The 14,241-nt window shown below is 36.6% G+C and carries 14 protein-coding genes; 10 read left to right on the top strand and 4 right to left on the bottom strand.

What is annotated here, in order from left to right:
- Positions 1–15: 15 nt before the first annotated feature.
- The 3 genes from ACKWCD_RS08105 to ACKWCD_RS08115 all read left to right on the top strand — a co-directional run bounded on the left by ACKWCD_RS08105 (position 16) and on the right by ACKWCD_RS08115 (position 2,367).
- The gene (locus ACKWCD_RS08105; RefSeq protein ID WP_413983437.1) at positions 16–339 is read left to right on the top strand and encodes a hypothetical protein; all 324 of its coding nucleotides are present in this window, start codon (positions 16–18) and stop codon (positions 337–339) included.
- A 105-nt stretch (positions 340–444) separates the two neighbouring features.
- Entirely contained in the window at positions 445–1,017 is a 573-nt protein-coding gene (locus ACKWCD_RS08110; protein WP_413983438.1) for a peptidylprolyl isomerase, read from the top strand.
- Between the two features lie 48 nt (positions 1,018–1,065).
- Positions 1,066–2,367 (top strand): aminopeptidase P family protein, encoded by a 1,302-nt coding sequence (locus ACKWCD_RS08115; protein ID WP_413983439.1) that lies wholly within the window; start codon positions 1,066–1,068, stop codon positions 2,365–2,367.
- On the opposite strand, the gene ACKWCD_RS08120 is transcribed toward ACKWCD_RS08115, so the two are convergent.
- On the bottom strand, positions 2,364–3,347 hold the full coding sequence (locus ACKWCD_RS08120; protein WP_413983440.1) for a leucine-rich repeat domain-containing protein: 984 nt from the start codon (positions 3,345–3,347) through the stop codon (positions 2,364–2,366). The two genes, ACKWCD_RS08115 and ACKWCD_RS08120, sit on opposite strands and share 4 nt — an antisense overlap.
- Before the next feature lie 178 nt (positions 3,348–3,525).
- Complete coding sequence (brnQ, locus tag ACKWCD_RS08125) at positions 3,526–4,827, bottom strand: branched-chain amino acid transport system II carrier protein (protein WP_413983441.1); 1,302 nt, start codon at positions 4,825–4,827, stop codon at positions 3,526–3,528.
- 328 nt (positions 4,828–5,155) lie between these two features.
- Here brnQ and ACKWCD_RS08130 point away from each other — a divergent pair, with 328 nt between their 5' ends.
- Positions 5,156–5,395 carry a hypothetical protein gene (locus tag ACKWCD_RS08130; protein ID WP_413983442.1) on the top strand — a complete coding sequence of 80 codons (240 nt, stop codon included), beginning with the start codon at positions 5,156–5,158 and terminating at the stop codon, positions 5,393–5,395.
- A gap of 266 nt (positions 5,396–5,661) precedes the next feature.
- Here the strand turns inward: ACKWCD_RS08130 and ACKWCD_RS08135 are convergent, their stop codons facing one another.
- Both ACKWCD_RS08135 and thiL read right to left on the bottom strand, forming a co-directional pair.
- A complete protein-coding gene (locus ACKWCD_RS08135; protein ID WP_413983443.1) occupies positions 5,662–6,711 on the bottom strand; it encodes an alpha/beta fold hydrolase in 1,050 nt (349 codons plus the stop codon).
- Positions 6,712–6,758: 47 nt separating this feature from the next.
- A complete protein-coding gene (gene thiL, locus ACKWCD_RS08140) occupies positions 6,759–7,805 on the bottom strand; it encodes a thiamine-phosphate kinase (RefSeq protein WP_413983444.1) in 1,047 nt (348 codons plus the stop codon).
- Positions 7,806–7,954: 149 nt separating this feature from the next.
- Between thiL and ACKWCD_RS08145 the strand changes: the two genes are divergently transcribed.
- From ACKWCD_RS08145 to sufC, 6 genes are all read left to right on the top strand, one after another.
- Entirely contained in the window at positions 7,955–9,217 is a 1,263-nt protein-coding gene (locus ACKWCD_RS08145; RefSeq protein ID WP_413983445.1) for a choice-of-anchor B family protein, read from the top strand.
- Positions 9,218–9,219: 2 nt separating this feature from the next.
- Positions 9,220–10,566, top strand: a complete 1,347-nt coding sequence (locus ACKWCD_RS08150) for a hypothetical protein (RefSeq protein WP_413983446.1) — start codon at positions 9,220–9,222, stop codon at positions 10,564–10,566.
- A gap of 230 nt (positions 10,567–10,796) precedes the next feature.
- Complete coding sequence (locus tag ACKWCD_RS08155; protein WP_413983447.1) at positions 10,797–11,126, top strand: HesB/IscA family protein; 330 nt, start codon at positions 10,797–10,799, stop codon at positions 11,124–11,126.
- Between the two features lie 16 nt (positions 11,127–11,142).
- Complete coding sequence (gene sufB, locus ACKWCD_RS08160; RefSeq protein ID WP_413983448.1) at positions 11,143–12,588, top strand: Fe-S cluster assembly protein SufB; 1,446 nt, start codon at positions 11,143–11,145, stop codon at positions 12,586–12,588.
- Positions 12,589–12,608: 20 nt separating this feature from the next.
- The gene (locus ACKWCD_RS08165; RefSeq protein WP_413983449.1) at positions 12,609–13,478 is read left to right on the top strand and encodes an N-acyl homoserine lactonase family protein; all 870 of its coding nucleotides are present in this window, start codon (positions 12,609–12,611) and stop codon (positions 13,476–13,478) included.
- Between the two features lie 5 nt (positions 13,479–13,483).
- Positions 13,484–14,236 carry a Fe-S cluster assembly ATPase SufC gene (gene sufC, locus ACKWCD_RS08170; RefSeq protein WP_413983450.1) on the top strand — a complete coding sequence of 251 codons (753 nt, stop codon included), beginning with the start codon at positions 13,484–13,486 and terminating at the stop codon, positions 14,234–14,236.
- Positions 14,237–14,241: the final 5 nt, after the last annotated feature.

Genomic DNA, 14,241 nt, shown 5'->3' on the forward strand with positions numbered 1-14,241 from the left:
CTAAACAACATTAAAATGGAAGAGTATTTACCGTTAATCATTCAATTAGTTACGGGTGCCGTCGGAGGTAACGTAGCAGGAAAATTGTTAAAGAATTTATCTTTAGGAACTGTTGGAAACACTATAGCTGGTCTCGTAGGAGGTGGTGTTGGTGGCCAAGTTCTAGGAATGCTTGGCTTAGGAGCCGGGGCAGCTACAGGTACTGACATGGCAGGTGCAGCAGAGGCCGCTGGAGGTATGGATATGTCAAGTATACTTGGTAGCGTTGCTGGCGGCGGTGTTGGTGGTGGCGTTATTATGTCCATTATCGGAGTTGTAAAAAATATGATGTCGAAATAGATTTCAACGACTAATAATCAACCCGCCCAGTTTTTATTAAACGGGTGGGTTTTTTATTGGCCATAATTGATCTATTATAGCTGAGAATTTAAAAACACTACTTTAATGAGAGTCTACTTTTCAATTGTTTTATTATTTATTATCGTCGGATGCAATTCGCAGAAAACGTATGAAATTGGCGAAATTAAAACGCACAAAGGAGATATTTTGGTCTGGTTATATGAGGAAACGCCAAAACATAAGGCAAGTTTTATACAATTAGCAAAAGATGGTTATTGGGATTCACTGACTTTTAATCGAGTAATTCCGGATTTTGTTGCACAAGGTGGATGTCCTGATACACCAGAGGGGTTTAATGATCCAGAATATTTATTGGAACCTGAATTCAATGATAAGTTGTTACATGAATATGGAGCCTTAGGCGCTGGCCGTGATGGGAATGCCGAAAAACTATCTGCGCGTTGCCAGTTTTATATTGTGCAAAATAAGGATGGCGAACATCGATTAGACGGTGATTATACGGTCTTCGGTAAAGTAATCAAAGGCATGGAAATCATAGACGCTATTGTTGTTGTTGAACGAGACTCTATAAACCAACCATTAACCCCAATTTCTTTGGATGTTAATATCATTTCCATGGGAGAAGAGGAACTTAAAAAATATTTCAGGCAAGACTAGGGGAATAGTTGGTGTATTTGCTACATTTAGTACTCTAAACTTTTTTGAATGAAATACGAACAAATTCCCAATACACTTTTTATTAAAAATCGCCAAAAATTTATGGCTCAGATGAAGCCTAAAAGTATTGCGGTTTTCAATTCCAATGATATATATCCTATCAGTGCAGATAGTACGATGCCCTTCGAACAGCATCGTGATATTTTCTATTTAAGTGGAGCCGATCAAGAGGAAACGATTTTGGTTTTGTTTCCTGATGCGAATGATGCAAAGCACAGGGAAGTTCTCTTTGTGCTTGAAACCAATGAGCATATTGCTATTTGGGAAGGAGAAAAGTTGACCAAAGAAAAAGCAACTGAAGTATCTGGAATACAGACGATTTATTGGCTATCTGATTTCGAGAAAATCTTTTTTGATTTAATGACAGAAACGGATACTATCTATTTCAATACCAATGAACATTATCGTCAGGCGGTGGAAACACAAACTCGCGAAGATCGATTTATTTTAGATTGTAAACGAAAATTCCCTGCGCATCAAGTTGCCAAAAGTTTTCCGATACTTCAGAATATTAGAGGAGTAAAAGAACCTGAGGAAATTGCTTTGATGCAAACCGCTTGTGATATTACTGAGAAGGGTTTTCGACGCTTATTGGGCTTTATTAAACCTGGAGTTTGGGAATATGAGATTGAAGCTGAGCTTGCACATGAGTTTTTAAGAAACCGCTCTAAGGGATTTGCCTATGCCCCGATCATCGCTTCTGGAAACAATGCCAATGTTTTGCACTATTTGGAAAATAATCAAGAATGTAAAGCAGGTGATATGATCTTGATGGATGTGGCTGCGGAGTATGCAAATTACTCTAGTGATTTGACAAGAACAATACCGGTTAACGGAAAGTTTACAGAACGCCAAGCTGCTGTTTATAATGCTGTACTCCGTGTTAAAAATGAGGCTACTAAAATGTTAGTCCCGGGAACAATTTGGGCAGAATATCATAAGGAATGCGGAAAAATAATGACCTCAGAACTTCTAGGATTGGGATTGCTCGATAAAGCAGATGTTCAAAACGAAGATAAAGATTGGCCTGCCTACAAAAAGTATTTCATGCACGGCACCAGCCACCATATCGGACTCAACACGCATGACTATGGAGAATTAAAAACACCAATGAAAGCGAACATGGTCTTTACAGTAGAACCGGGAATTTACATTCCAGATGAGAAAATGGGGATTCGTCTTGAAGATGATGTGGTCATTCAAGAAAGTGGCGAACCATTTAACTTGATGAGGAATATTCCTATTGAGGTGGAGGAGATTGAAAGTTTGATGGCTGTTAAAGACTACTAAAAACAATTCGTTTTAAAACTTTCAGGATTATCAATTTCGTTTGACCATTTTTCTAATGCACTGTTTATGTTATCAACCTGAACGCATGTCAGATTTGGATTGCCCTTTGCATCAAAACCCTGACCATCAATTTTGTTGTTATTTTCGTTCTTTAGATTTATTTTTCTAAGTTTATTGGAATAACATATTAGTCTTTCTAGATTTAAATTATTACTCAAATCTAATATCTCAAGCTCGTTGTTGTGTACTGATATTGATTCAATCATTAAGTTTGAAGATAAATTCAGTTCGTTTAGTTTATTTGAAGTCATATCGATTAATTTTAGATTTGTAGATGATGTCAAATCGATTTTTGTAAGATTTGACTCGGTAAATACAATAGATTCTAAGTTCACCGACGGAGAGAGTGTTACACTGGAAACATTACTTTTAAAACAAACTAGTTCTGTTAGTTTCGAATTGTTTACCAAATTTAGTTGGGAAAGTAAGTTGCCACCACCTAAAAGTTTTTTAAGATTTATTGCAGAAGAAAAATCAATATTTGTTAATTGATTATCATAGCAAAATAAATTTATTAAATCAGGATTATCTAATTTCAGAGCACTCAATTTATTGTCATTACATTTCAAATCTTTCAACACCATATTTTTAGACAAATCAAGAGTAGATAAAAGGTTTTCAGAACAATTGAGTATTTCTAATTTTTCGAAATCTTCAATTCCAGTTAAATCCGTTATAAATAATCCTGAGACATCTAAGGTTTTTATGGTATTAATATTTTTGGTTAACACTATTCCATCTATTGGCCCTGAGTCATGACCTAGAGCAATCAAAGCTCTTTCAAACTCACTATCAGGAATTCTAGTAATTTCAGAATCAGGAAGATTTTCAGAATCTTTATTTTTTGTACAGGAGATGAATAATATATGTATTAATATTATTATTAAAATTCTATTTTCCAGAATTAGATTTTTAATCATATCTCAGCTAGTTTTGAAATTATTTTATAATAACTATTAATTCTTTTTGGTATGTTTTTAGAAATGTTAAAGAAAACTTTCGCCAAAAAATTTTCTTTATACTTTGGCCAAAGATTCGATATCATTGAGGTTAGGGAGTTATAAATTATGATTATATCATTTTCAATTTAAGTAATCCTTAGTCTTGAATTTGCACTTTCCTTCTAGTTATAAAATTAGAGAAAACAAAAACCACCAAGGCAGGTAACACCCATCCCATACTAAACTTACTTAAAGGAATATAACTTTGTACCCCAGCAATGACTTCCCCTAAACCGACCGTTCCAAGAAAATCAGGAATACTAAATAGAATAGTTGTGATTACCACTGCTTTAAAAACTTTGGACGAAGCAAACTTCTCTGGGACAACATTCAATAAAATCAACACAATAGTAATAGGATAAATAATCATCAAAGCAGGAACGGCGATTACAATTATGGAATGAAAATCAAGCTGACCTACCAAAACCCCAATAGCAGATGCTAAGATTCCTGTGATGATATAAGCTTTTTGTGAGCCTTTGAATAGTCCCTTGAAATAATCTGCGGTGCCCGTCACGATTCCAACTGCTGTGGTAAAACAAGCTAGGGCGATTAGAATGCTCAGCACTTTGTTTCCGAAAGCACCCAAAGATGCCAGGCTAATTCCTCGAAGCAGATTTGCTCTTTGCATATCACCACTAAGCGTGCTGTCTATTTCGATATCAGCTCCGAAGAAGGAACCTACTGAAATCAATCCCGCATATATTATGAGTAATCCTAGTCCAGCGATGAATCCTGATTTGCGTATGATGTCTTTTTTAGCCTCGAATGATTCATGTCCTTTTAAGTTTAACGAAATGATTACTACGGCTCCTACTACTACGGCTCCGATGGCATCAAAGGTTTGATACCCTTCCAAAATACCGCTCACTACTGGAGCATCAAAAGTGGAGACGTTCATTAATCCATCCGAAGAAAATAATCCGATTCCGATGACTCCGAAAAGCATGATTACTATAATTGGGGTTAAAAACTTGCCAATAAAACTCAATATTTTAGATCGGTTCAAAACAAAAAGAAGTACCAAAGCAAAATAGATGCTACTCGTTAATAGTGGACTTGTTCCGAAAGCAGGATGTATAGCAATCTCGTGTGTGGCAGATGCTGTTCTAGGAGAGGGTATAGTAATTGAAATCAGGTAAACTATGATGCAGTAGACGGTACTAAAGGCAGGCGATACTTTTTTTCCGAAGTCATACATGGTACCCTGAAGTCGGGCGTGGGCTAGAATTCCCAAAATTGGAATTACCACGGCCGTAATCATGAATCCAAAAGTTACCCAAAGCCAATCTTCTCCTGCGTTGTACCCTAAAAGAGGAGGTAATAATAGATTGCCTGCCCCGAAAAACAAGGAGAAAAGTGCAAAGGCAGTGACTAAAGTTTCTTTGTTTTTGAACATGAATTTTTGAATTGGAGAGAAAGATATGAAAATTGAAAGCAATATGTTTTTGCAAGTTTCTTATTAGAAAAGTACTGAAAGGCCTTTTTTAAAAATGAACATATTTGAAACTGTGATAGTTAGTTCATCGATTTAAAATGTTAGTTGCTTGTCGTTCAAAAAACTCCGTTTATCGAAAAAAATGTAGTTCATCGAAAATATGATGAGAATCAACTTCGATGCCCAATAAAAATCTGAATGCGTACGTTCTTTAATTCTAGGTGTCTTGACAAACACTTAGGAATGACCCAAATTTTTAGATCAACATTTTCTAGTCCCAAACTTGATTATGTTTCTTAAACCTACAGACATGAAAAAAGTATTTTGCAACATTTTCGGACACCATTACTCTGTCTCCAAAAAAGTTACACTGCACATCAAAGAGTACAAATGTATTCATTGTGGTAAAGAAGTTACCACCGATGTAAGTGGCAACTTATCAAATTTAACTCCTGAATTACAGGATATCAATAAAACTCTAGAAGTTATATATCAAAAAAGACATAGAGCGGCAGAACATGCAGCTTAATGCTGAAATGTTTTCAGCATCTACTATGCTTTGGCAAACGAATTTCGTTGCATAACGAAATTCAACTCTTATTCCTGGAAATCAAGTAAACTCCACTACTCTTACCTGTCGTTCGCCCCACAACAGCTTAGAAAGGATTCGCTTGACTTTCCGGGAATTTTTTTAATGAAGCCCTTTTTTCAAACCCAATAGGGTTTGAAAAAAGTTGGTTGAATTAACCTTGAAGAATGTTGGCGTCTTTTCTCGAATTGTTTACAAATAGTAATCTAGGGTTGTTTTCCACTTAACTCAAAATTCGAAATCATTTTATCGATGATCTCATTTAATGCCTTATCAGGTAGATCATGCCCCATATTTTTTACCCACAAGCTATCTGTATTTGAAATCATTCTCGCCATTTTTTTACCATGCGAAACTGGCATTACTGGATCTTCGATGCCATGAATTACCAAAATAGGAACAGAAAGTTCTTGAAGTCCTTTTATTCGTGAAGTAGAATTTAAAATTGCTTCATAGTGATGTCTTGCAGATAGCAATTTGTACCCATCTCTTTTTTTCAAATTGTAAAGTGATGTTTCTGCCATTGACTTGACATCAATATTACCATCGGCTTCACCCATCAGAATTTTTTTTTGAACAATTTGTCTTTTGATTTGGCCTTTTTTACTCCCAAAAAAGCCATGTTTTAAAATTGATCCGATCATCTTTGGTACAATTTCGTTTGACATCGGCGGCAGTTCAGAATCTAGAACATTTGCTGAAGACATTATTGAAGTTAAACTGGCTGTTCTTTCAGGATTTTCTATTGCGACAATTTGAGCGATCATTCCTCCCATAGAAGCGCCTACAATATGTGTTTTTTCAATTTGAAGCACATCTAAAATAGCCACAACATCATCTGCCATATCATTTAGGGAATAGGCTTTTCTCTTTTTCCATTTTTCTTGGGATGTAGATAAACCTGTGCCGCGATGGTCGTAGCGAATGACTTGATAACCTTCTTCAACTAAACCGGAAACAAATTTGGGAGGCCAAGTCAGCGCATCATTTCCATTTCCCATAATAAGAATTATAGAACCTTTGGATTGACCTTTGGGTGGAATATTTTCATACCATATTTGATGTTCACCCGAAGTAGCGAAACCAGTTTTACCTTCTATGATTTCTGGAATAGGTGCCTTTACGACTTCTCTAATAATCTGTTTTTCTTCTTTGGATAATTTGGGGACTGATGCACAAGCGTAAATCAAAGCAGCGCTTACAATTGAAAGTAAACTGAGACCTGAAATTCGAAATATTTTTACAAAAATTTTCATTAGCTGCTAGACAAAATTTTAAATTTCGTCGGAATGGTCTGAAAAACTTACGATTGGAAAGAATTCCAGCCCTGAGCGGTCAATGGAATTTTGGTATTCCCGCGAGTAATCAAATGAGATCCTTCAGAAGCATCGGTCATATGACCAATAATAGATAAGTTTGGGTTCCCTTTAATCTTATCAAAATCCTTTTGATCCACCGTAAAGAGTAATTCATAATCTTCCCCTCCGCTTAGTGCGACCATTGTGCTGTCAATTTTGAATTCTTCGCAGGAGGAGATCACTGTAGGATCTAAAGGAATTTTGTCTTCGTACAAATTACACCCTACTTCACTGTTTTTACATAGATGCAAAATTTCAGATGATAGTCCGTCACTAATATCAATCATTGAAGTAGGTTGAACTCCCAAGACCTGTAAAAGTCCTGAAATATCTTTTCTGGCTTCTGGTTTTAATTGGCGCTCCACTATATACGAGTAAGGTTCCAAATCAGGTTGACTGTTCGGATTGACTTTAAAAACCTCTTTCTCACGTTCTAAAACTTGAAGACCCATATAAGCTCCACCCAGATCGCCACTTACAACCAACAAATCATTTGGTTTAGCGCCTGAACGATAAATAATGTTACTCTCATCTGCTTTACCTATGGCGGTTATACTTATTAGTAATCCTGTTGTTGATGAGGTAGTATCTCCGCCAATTAAATCTACCTTATGATTTTTACAGGCTAAGGTTATTCCATCATAGAGCGCTTCAATAGCTTCCAAAGGAAAACGATTTGAAACCGCAATTGAAACTGTGATCTGAGTGGCCCTTGCATTCATCGCGTAGATGTCAGAAAGATTGACCATTACCGCTTTATAACCTAAATGCTTTAGAGGCATGTAGCTCAGATCGAAATGCACACCTTCTACAAGTAAATCTGTCGAAATTAAAGTTTTTTGGTTTTGAAAGTCGAGCACAGCGGCATCATCTCCAATACCTTTTTCGGTAGATTTTTGATGGACAGGAAGATTTTTGGTAAGATGTTCAATCAATCCAAATTCTCCTAATTTTTCTAAAGATGTGCGTTCTTGATTTTTGTCTTCCAGCATGGTGCAAAAGTAAAAGTAATAAGGCTAGTAACCATAAATTTCGAATCTTTTGTAGGGTTAATCGAATTTAAACTGTTGTAGTTATAGAAAGTGAATTTACGGGCCAAATTTTATATGCATTATCTTTACAGCTCTAAATAAAAATTACAATGCAAAAATCTATTTTCTTAGCTCTAGTTTTTCTATTAGTTTTTGGATGTTCAGGTGACAATGGCCTAGAGATACCAGAAATTTCTGAAACCCCAGAAGAGGAATCAAATAATCCTGATGAAAATGGAGATACTGTTACAATAGTAACTCCTTGTGAAAATGGCATGGCAGGAGTTTATCCATGTAACGGCTACGATTTAATTGGAAGCATTGGACTTAACAATTTAGGAGCCGAGTCAGCTAATGATAGTTGGGGTTGGACCGATTCAACAACAGGTAAGGAATATGCCATTATAGGATTGGATAATGGCACCGCCTTTGTTGATATTTCAGACGAAGGAAATCTTATTTATTTAGGAAAACTAAATACAGCTACTGAAGCGAGTCCATGGCATGATATTAAAGTTTACAAAGATCACGCATTTATTGTTTCGGAAGCTCGCGGCCATGGTATGCAGGTTTTTGATCTTACCAAATTGAGAAATGTTAGCAATCCACCCACTACATTCGACGCTGATGCTAGGTATGCATTTTTTGGAAACGCTCATAACATTGTTATCAATGAAGAAACGGGTTTTGCATATGTGGTTGGAACGGCTCGAGACGATGCTTTTCGCGGTGGAGCACATTTTGTTAATATTCAAGACCCTAAAAATCCAATACCTGCTGGTGGATATGCTGAAAATGGATATTCTCACGATGCACAGGTTGTTACCTATGATGGGCCCGATACAGATTATACGGGTAAAGAGATTTACATTGGGGCAAATGAAGATGTTGTTATAATTGCAGATGTCACTGATAAAGAAAACCCTAAGAATATTTCTAGTGTAATCTACCCCAATATAGAGTATACACATCAAGGATGGTTTACCGAAGATCAGCGGTATTTTATTTTAGGAGATGAATTGGATGAGGTTGAGAAGGGGTTTCAATCACGTACGCTGTTTTTTGATTTTTCAGATTTAGATAATCCAATTTTACATACTACTTATTTAGGAACCACGAGTGCAATTGATCATAATGGTTATGTAAAAGGAGATGAGTACTTTTTAGCAAATTATACAGCAGGAGTACGTGTTTTAGATATTTCAGGAGTAGCGAATAAAACCATAATTGAGTCTGGTTTTTTCGATACCTATCCTAATTCGAACAATGCTCGATTTTCAGGTGTTTGGAGTGTTTACCCTTATTTTGAAAGCGGGAAAATTGTGGTGAGTGATATTGATTCAGGCTTGTTTATTATTAGAAAATCAAATTAAGATTGAAGAAAGTTATATGCATATTCATTTTATTTTTTGCCTTTGGCTGCACTAAAGATTCAGATGTTGAGGGAGCAGGAGAAATCCAGAAAACAACATTTTTAGGGGAAGTAGATTGGATACAAAGCTTTGGAGGTACAGAAGAAGATACGGCTAGAGCTATTATTTCTACTACTGATGGAGGTTATGCCGTTTTAGGTTTTTCAAATAGTACAGATGGTGATTTGGATGGAAAAACCACTGCGGTTAACGACTATTGGCTTTTAAAATTAGATGCTTCAGGAAATCTACAATGGAGTAAAACCTACGGCGGAAGCAAAGATGATCGTGGACAAAGTTTGGTGCAAACCAAAGATGGTGGATTTGCACTAACCGGTTACGCAATGAGTAGTGATGGTGATGGAAGCGTTAATAAGGGGTTTCATGATAATTGGATTATAAAGCTAGATTCCGCAGGAAACGTCGAATGGGAAAAGAGCTTTGGCTTCTCAGGTCACGATCATTCCTATGACCTTTTAGAAACAGAAGACGGGGGATTATTTTTTGTTGGATTTTTAGACATTACTTCCGCAAGAGCAGATGGAAATACTGAAAAAAGGAATTCACTCACAGCTCATGGCGTAGGAGAGTTTTGGGGCACTAAAATAGATGCAAAGGCTAATCTGGAATGGAGAGGATATTTTGGCGGATCAAATAACGACCGTGCTCATTCTGTGGTCAGGGCAGATGATGGAGGTTATGTAATGGCTGGATTTACTGAAAGCAGTGATTTTGATATTGAAAATTCCAGAGGCAGTTATGACTTCTGGGCAGTGAAAGTAGATGATAAGGGCAATTTAGTTTGGGAAGGCTCTTTTGGAGGAACTGGTATAGAAAGAGCACAAGATATTTCTAAAACAGATGATGGAGGATATGTCATCACTGGAAATACCTTTAGTATTGACACAGATGTTTCCTCAAACAATGGCGCATCAGACATTTGGTTAATTAAGATTGATGCAAATGGTAAAAAAGTTTGGGATAAAAGTTACGGTGGTGCTGAATTTGAAGATAGTCAAAGTGTGACACTGAGTAAAGATGGCGGTTTTATCATTGCTGGAAATTCCAAAAGCACAAACAATGACTTGAATGCGAATGCTGGCGAAAATGATATTTGGCTTGTAAAGACAGACTCGAATGGCAATTTAGAATGGCAAAAAACATTTGGAGGTACTGGTCTAGATTTTGGCTTTGATGCTTTGGAAACCGAAGATGGAAGCATTGTCTTGGTAGGAGAAACCTCGAGTGAAGATTTTCCAAATCTACAGAATAAAGGAAAATCAGATGCTGTTATAATCAAGATTAAATAACAAATTTAGCACCTTATTTATGCTCAATGTCATCCAGAGTGAAGTATTAGAGCCAATTGCTAATTTGTAAAACCTCAGGATCACTTTTCTGCGATTTCCTTCATAGAAAACTCCTATTTCAACATACGTTATAATAATGTTAGGAACTCTTGTAAAAAGAGACTTATAGCCTATATTTGTAAACTATTTAGAATCATACCAAATAAATTTTGGTAGTAAGCAAAAATATTATGATTCAAGTATCAGAAAAAGCCAAACAAAAAGTCATCAACTTGATGACAGAAGAAGGTTTTGACGCTTCAACTGACTATGTTCGGGTAGGAGTAAAAAGTGGAGGCTGTAGCGGCTTATCTTACGAATTAGATTTTGATAATAAGACAGGAGAAACAGATAAGGTTTTTGAAGACAACGATGTTCGTATTATCGTTGATAAAAAAAGCTTTTTGTATTTAGTCGGAACAGTCCTGGAATATTCAGGCGGTTTGAATGGAAAAGGGTTCGTATTTAACAATCCTAATGCACAGCGCACTTGCGGTTGTGGCGAAAGTTTTTCACTTTAATTTGACACACTAGAGAATGGCGTATACTGAAGAGGAATTAAAGAAAGAACTAGAAACCAAAGAATATGAGTATGGTTTCTATACAGATATTGAGTCAGACACTTTCCCAAAGGGATTGAATGAAGACATTGTTCGTGCGATTTCAAAAAAGAAGGACGAACCTGAATGGATGACTGATTGGCGCTTGGAAGCTTTTCGCATTTGGGAAAAGATGGAAGAACCAGAATGGGCCAATGTGCATTATGAAAAACCAGACTTTCAAGCCATAAGTTACTATTCAGCTCCCAAAGCAGCTGACCCTAATAAATCATTGGAAGATGTAGATCCAGATTTATTAGAGATGTATCGCAAACTGGGGATTTCAGTTGATGAGCAAAAGAAACTCCAAAATGTCGCTGTTGATATTGTAGTAGATTCTGTTTCTGTAGCTACAACGTTCAAAAAGACTTTAGCAGAAAAAGGAATAATCTTTATGCCAATTTCGGAAGCGATTCAAGAGCATCCTGAGTTGGTAAAAAAATATATGGGTACGGTTGTTCCAAAAACGGATAACTTTTACGCGGCGCTGAATTCGGCTGTATTTACTGACGGTTCTTTCTGTTATATTCCGAAAGGAGTAAGATGTCCTATGGAATTGTCAACTTATTTTAGAATCAATGAAGGCGGTACGGGTCAGTTCGAGCGAACATTGGTAATTGCTGATGAGAGCAGTTATGTAAGTTATTTGGAAGGATGCACTGCACCGTCTCGAGATGAAAATCAACTACACGCGGCCGTTGTTGAACTTATTGCATTGGATGATGCTGAAATAAAATACTCAACGGTACAAAATTGGTATCCCGGTAATGCAGAAGGAAAAGGTGGAGTGTACAACTTCGTTACTAAAAGAGGTATCTGTGAGAAAAACGCTAAAATATCTTGGACGCAAGTTGAAACGGGTTCAGCAGTAACTTGGAAATATCCTTCCTGTATCCTTAAAGGAAACAACTCAGTAGGAGAGTTTTATTCTATAGCGGTAACGAATAATTTCCAACAAGCGGATACTGGAACTAAAATGGTCCATTTAGGAAAGAATACGAGGAGTACCATTATTTCCAAAGGAATATCTGCAGGAAAATCTCAGAATAGTTATAGAGGATTGGTTCAAATTGGATCCAGAGCAGAAAATGCCCGAAACTTTTCGCAATGTGATTCTCTTTTGATGGGTAATGAATGTGGAGCGCATACTTTTCCGTATATCGAAGCGAAAAACAAATCGGCTCAAATAGAACACGAGGCAACAACTAGTAAAATTGGGGAAGACCAGATTTTCTATTGTAACCAGCGAGGAATCGATACTGAAAAAGCAATTGCTCTAATCGTGAACGGATTCAGCAAAGAAGTCTTGAATAAACTTCCGATGGAGTTCGCAGTTGAAGCGCAGAAACTTCTTGAAATAAGTTTAGAGGGTTCAGTAGGTTAATTGAAAATGAAAAATTGAAAATGAAAAAGTTATTATTTTTCTTTCTGGCACTTTCAATAGTCGCCTGTAAACAAAATAAAAAAGAGAGTACTGAAACTTCAGAGGAGGTTAAAAAACCAGAAGTAAAACTTTACACTTTTGATGGGGGTACCGTAATGGTCAACAATCTAGAATTGTTTTCACAAGATACTACCTATCAAGGTCAGACAAAGGAATTTGCCGATGCTTTTTATGTCATCAGTCATCCGGATGGAAACTTAATGTGGGATGCTGGATTACCGGAAGGACTTATCGCATCACCAGAACCCGTTACACCTCCTGGTGGGGCTTTTACTATTTCACGAAAAGACTCTTTAGTGAATCAGCTAAAATCTATTGGAATGACTCCAGATGATTTTAAATATATCGCTTTATCACACACCCATTTTGACCATAGTGGACATGCTAATGTTTTGAAAAACGCTAAATGGTTAGTTCAAGAAGCTGAACATACTATGATTACAAGTGATGAAATAAAAAATGGCGAAAATGCCGGTTTATATGATGCCATTTCGGAGCTTACTAATGTCAAAAAGCTAAATGGAGATTTTGATGTTTTTGGCGATGGAAGCGTCATTATCAAATCAATGCCAGGCCATACTCCTGGACATCAAGTGTTGTTCGTAGACTTGCCTGAACACGGACCGCTTTTATTAACGGGAGATTTGTACCATTTATACGAAAACAGGGAACACAAGAGAGTTCCAATTTTCAATTTTGATGTAGATCAAACTCTAAAAAGCATGGACGCGTTTGAAGCTTTTGCGCAGGAAAAAAACGCGAAAGTCTATTTACAACACCAAAAAGAAGATTTTAATAAAATGCCGAAGGCACCCGAATATTTAAAATAAAAAGTATGCTTAAGATTAATGATTTACATGCAAGTGTAGAGGACAAGGAAATATTAAGAGGAATCAACCTTGAGGTAAATGCTGGTGAAGTCCATGCGATTATGGGTCCCAATGGTTCGGGTAAAAGTACCTTGGCTTCTGTCATTGCCGGAAAAGAAGAATTTGAAGTGACCAAAGGAAATGTTGTTTTAGATGGAGAAGATTTGGAAGATGATGCTCCTGAAGATAGAGCACATAAAGGGGTTTTCTTGTCATTTCAATATCCAGTGGAGATTCCTGGTGTTTCGGTTACTAACTTTATGAAAACTGCTATCAACGAATCACGTAAGGCAAAAGGTTTAGAAGATATGCCTGCGAACCAGATGTTAAAGATGATTCGCGAAAAATCTGAAATGTTGGAAATTGACCGAAAGTTTTTATCCCGTTCATTGAACGAAGGTTTTTCTGGAGGAGAGAAAAAACGAAACGAAATCTTTCAAATGGCAATGCTTGAACCCAAATTAGCCATCTTAGATGAGACTGATTCTGGTTTGGATATTGACGCACTTCGTATAGTTGCAAATGGTGTCAACAAATTAAAAAGTAAGGACAACGCGGTAATTGTAATTACCCATTACCAACGTTTATTAGAATATATCGTTCCTGATTTTGTACATGTATTGCATAACGGAAAGATTGTCAAATCTGGAGGCAAAGAATTGGCGTTAGAGCTGGAAGCAAAAGGATACGATTGGATTAAAAATGAGGCGGTAGTTTAAAAGTA

The sequence above is a fragment of the Maribacter taeanensis genome (genome assembly GCF_047345145.1).
Lineage (GTDB): Bacteria > Bacteroidota > Bacteroidia > Flavobacteriales > Flavobacteriaceae > Maribacter_C.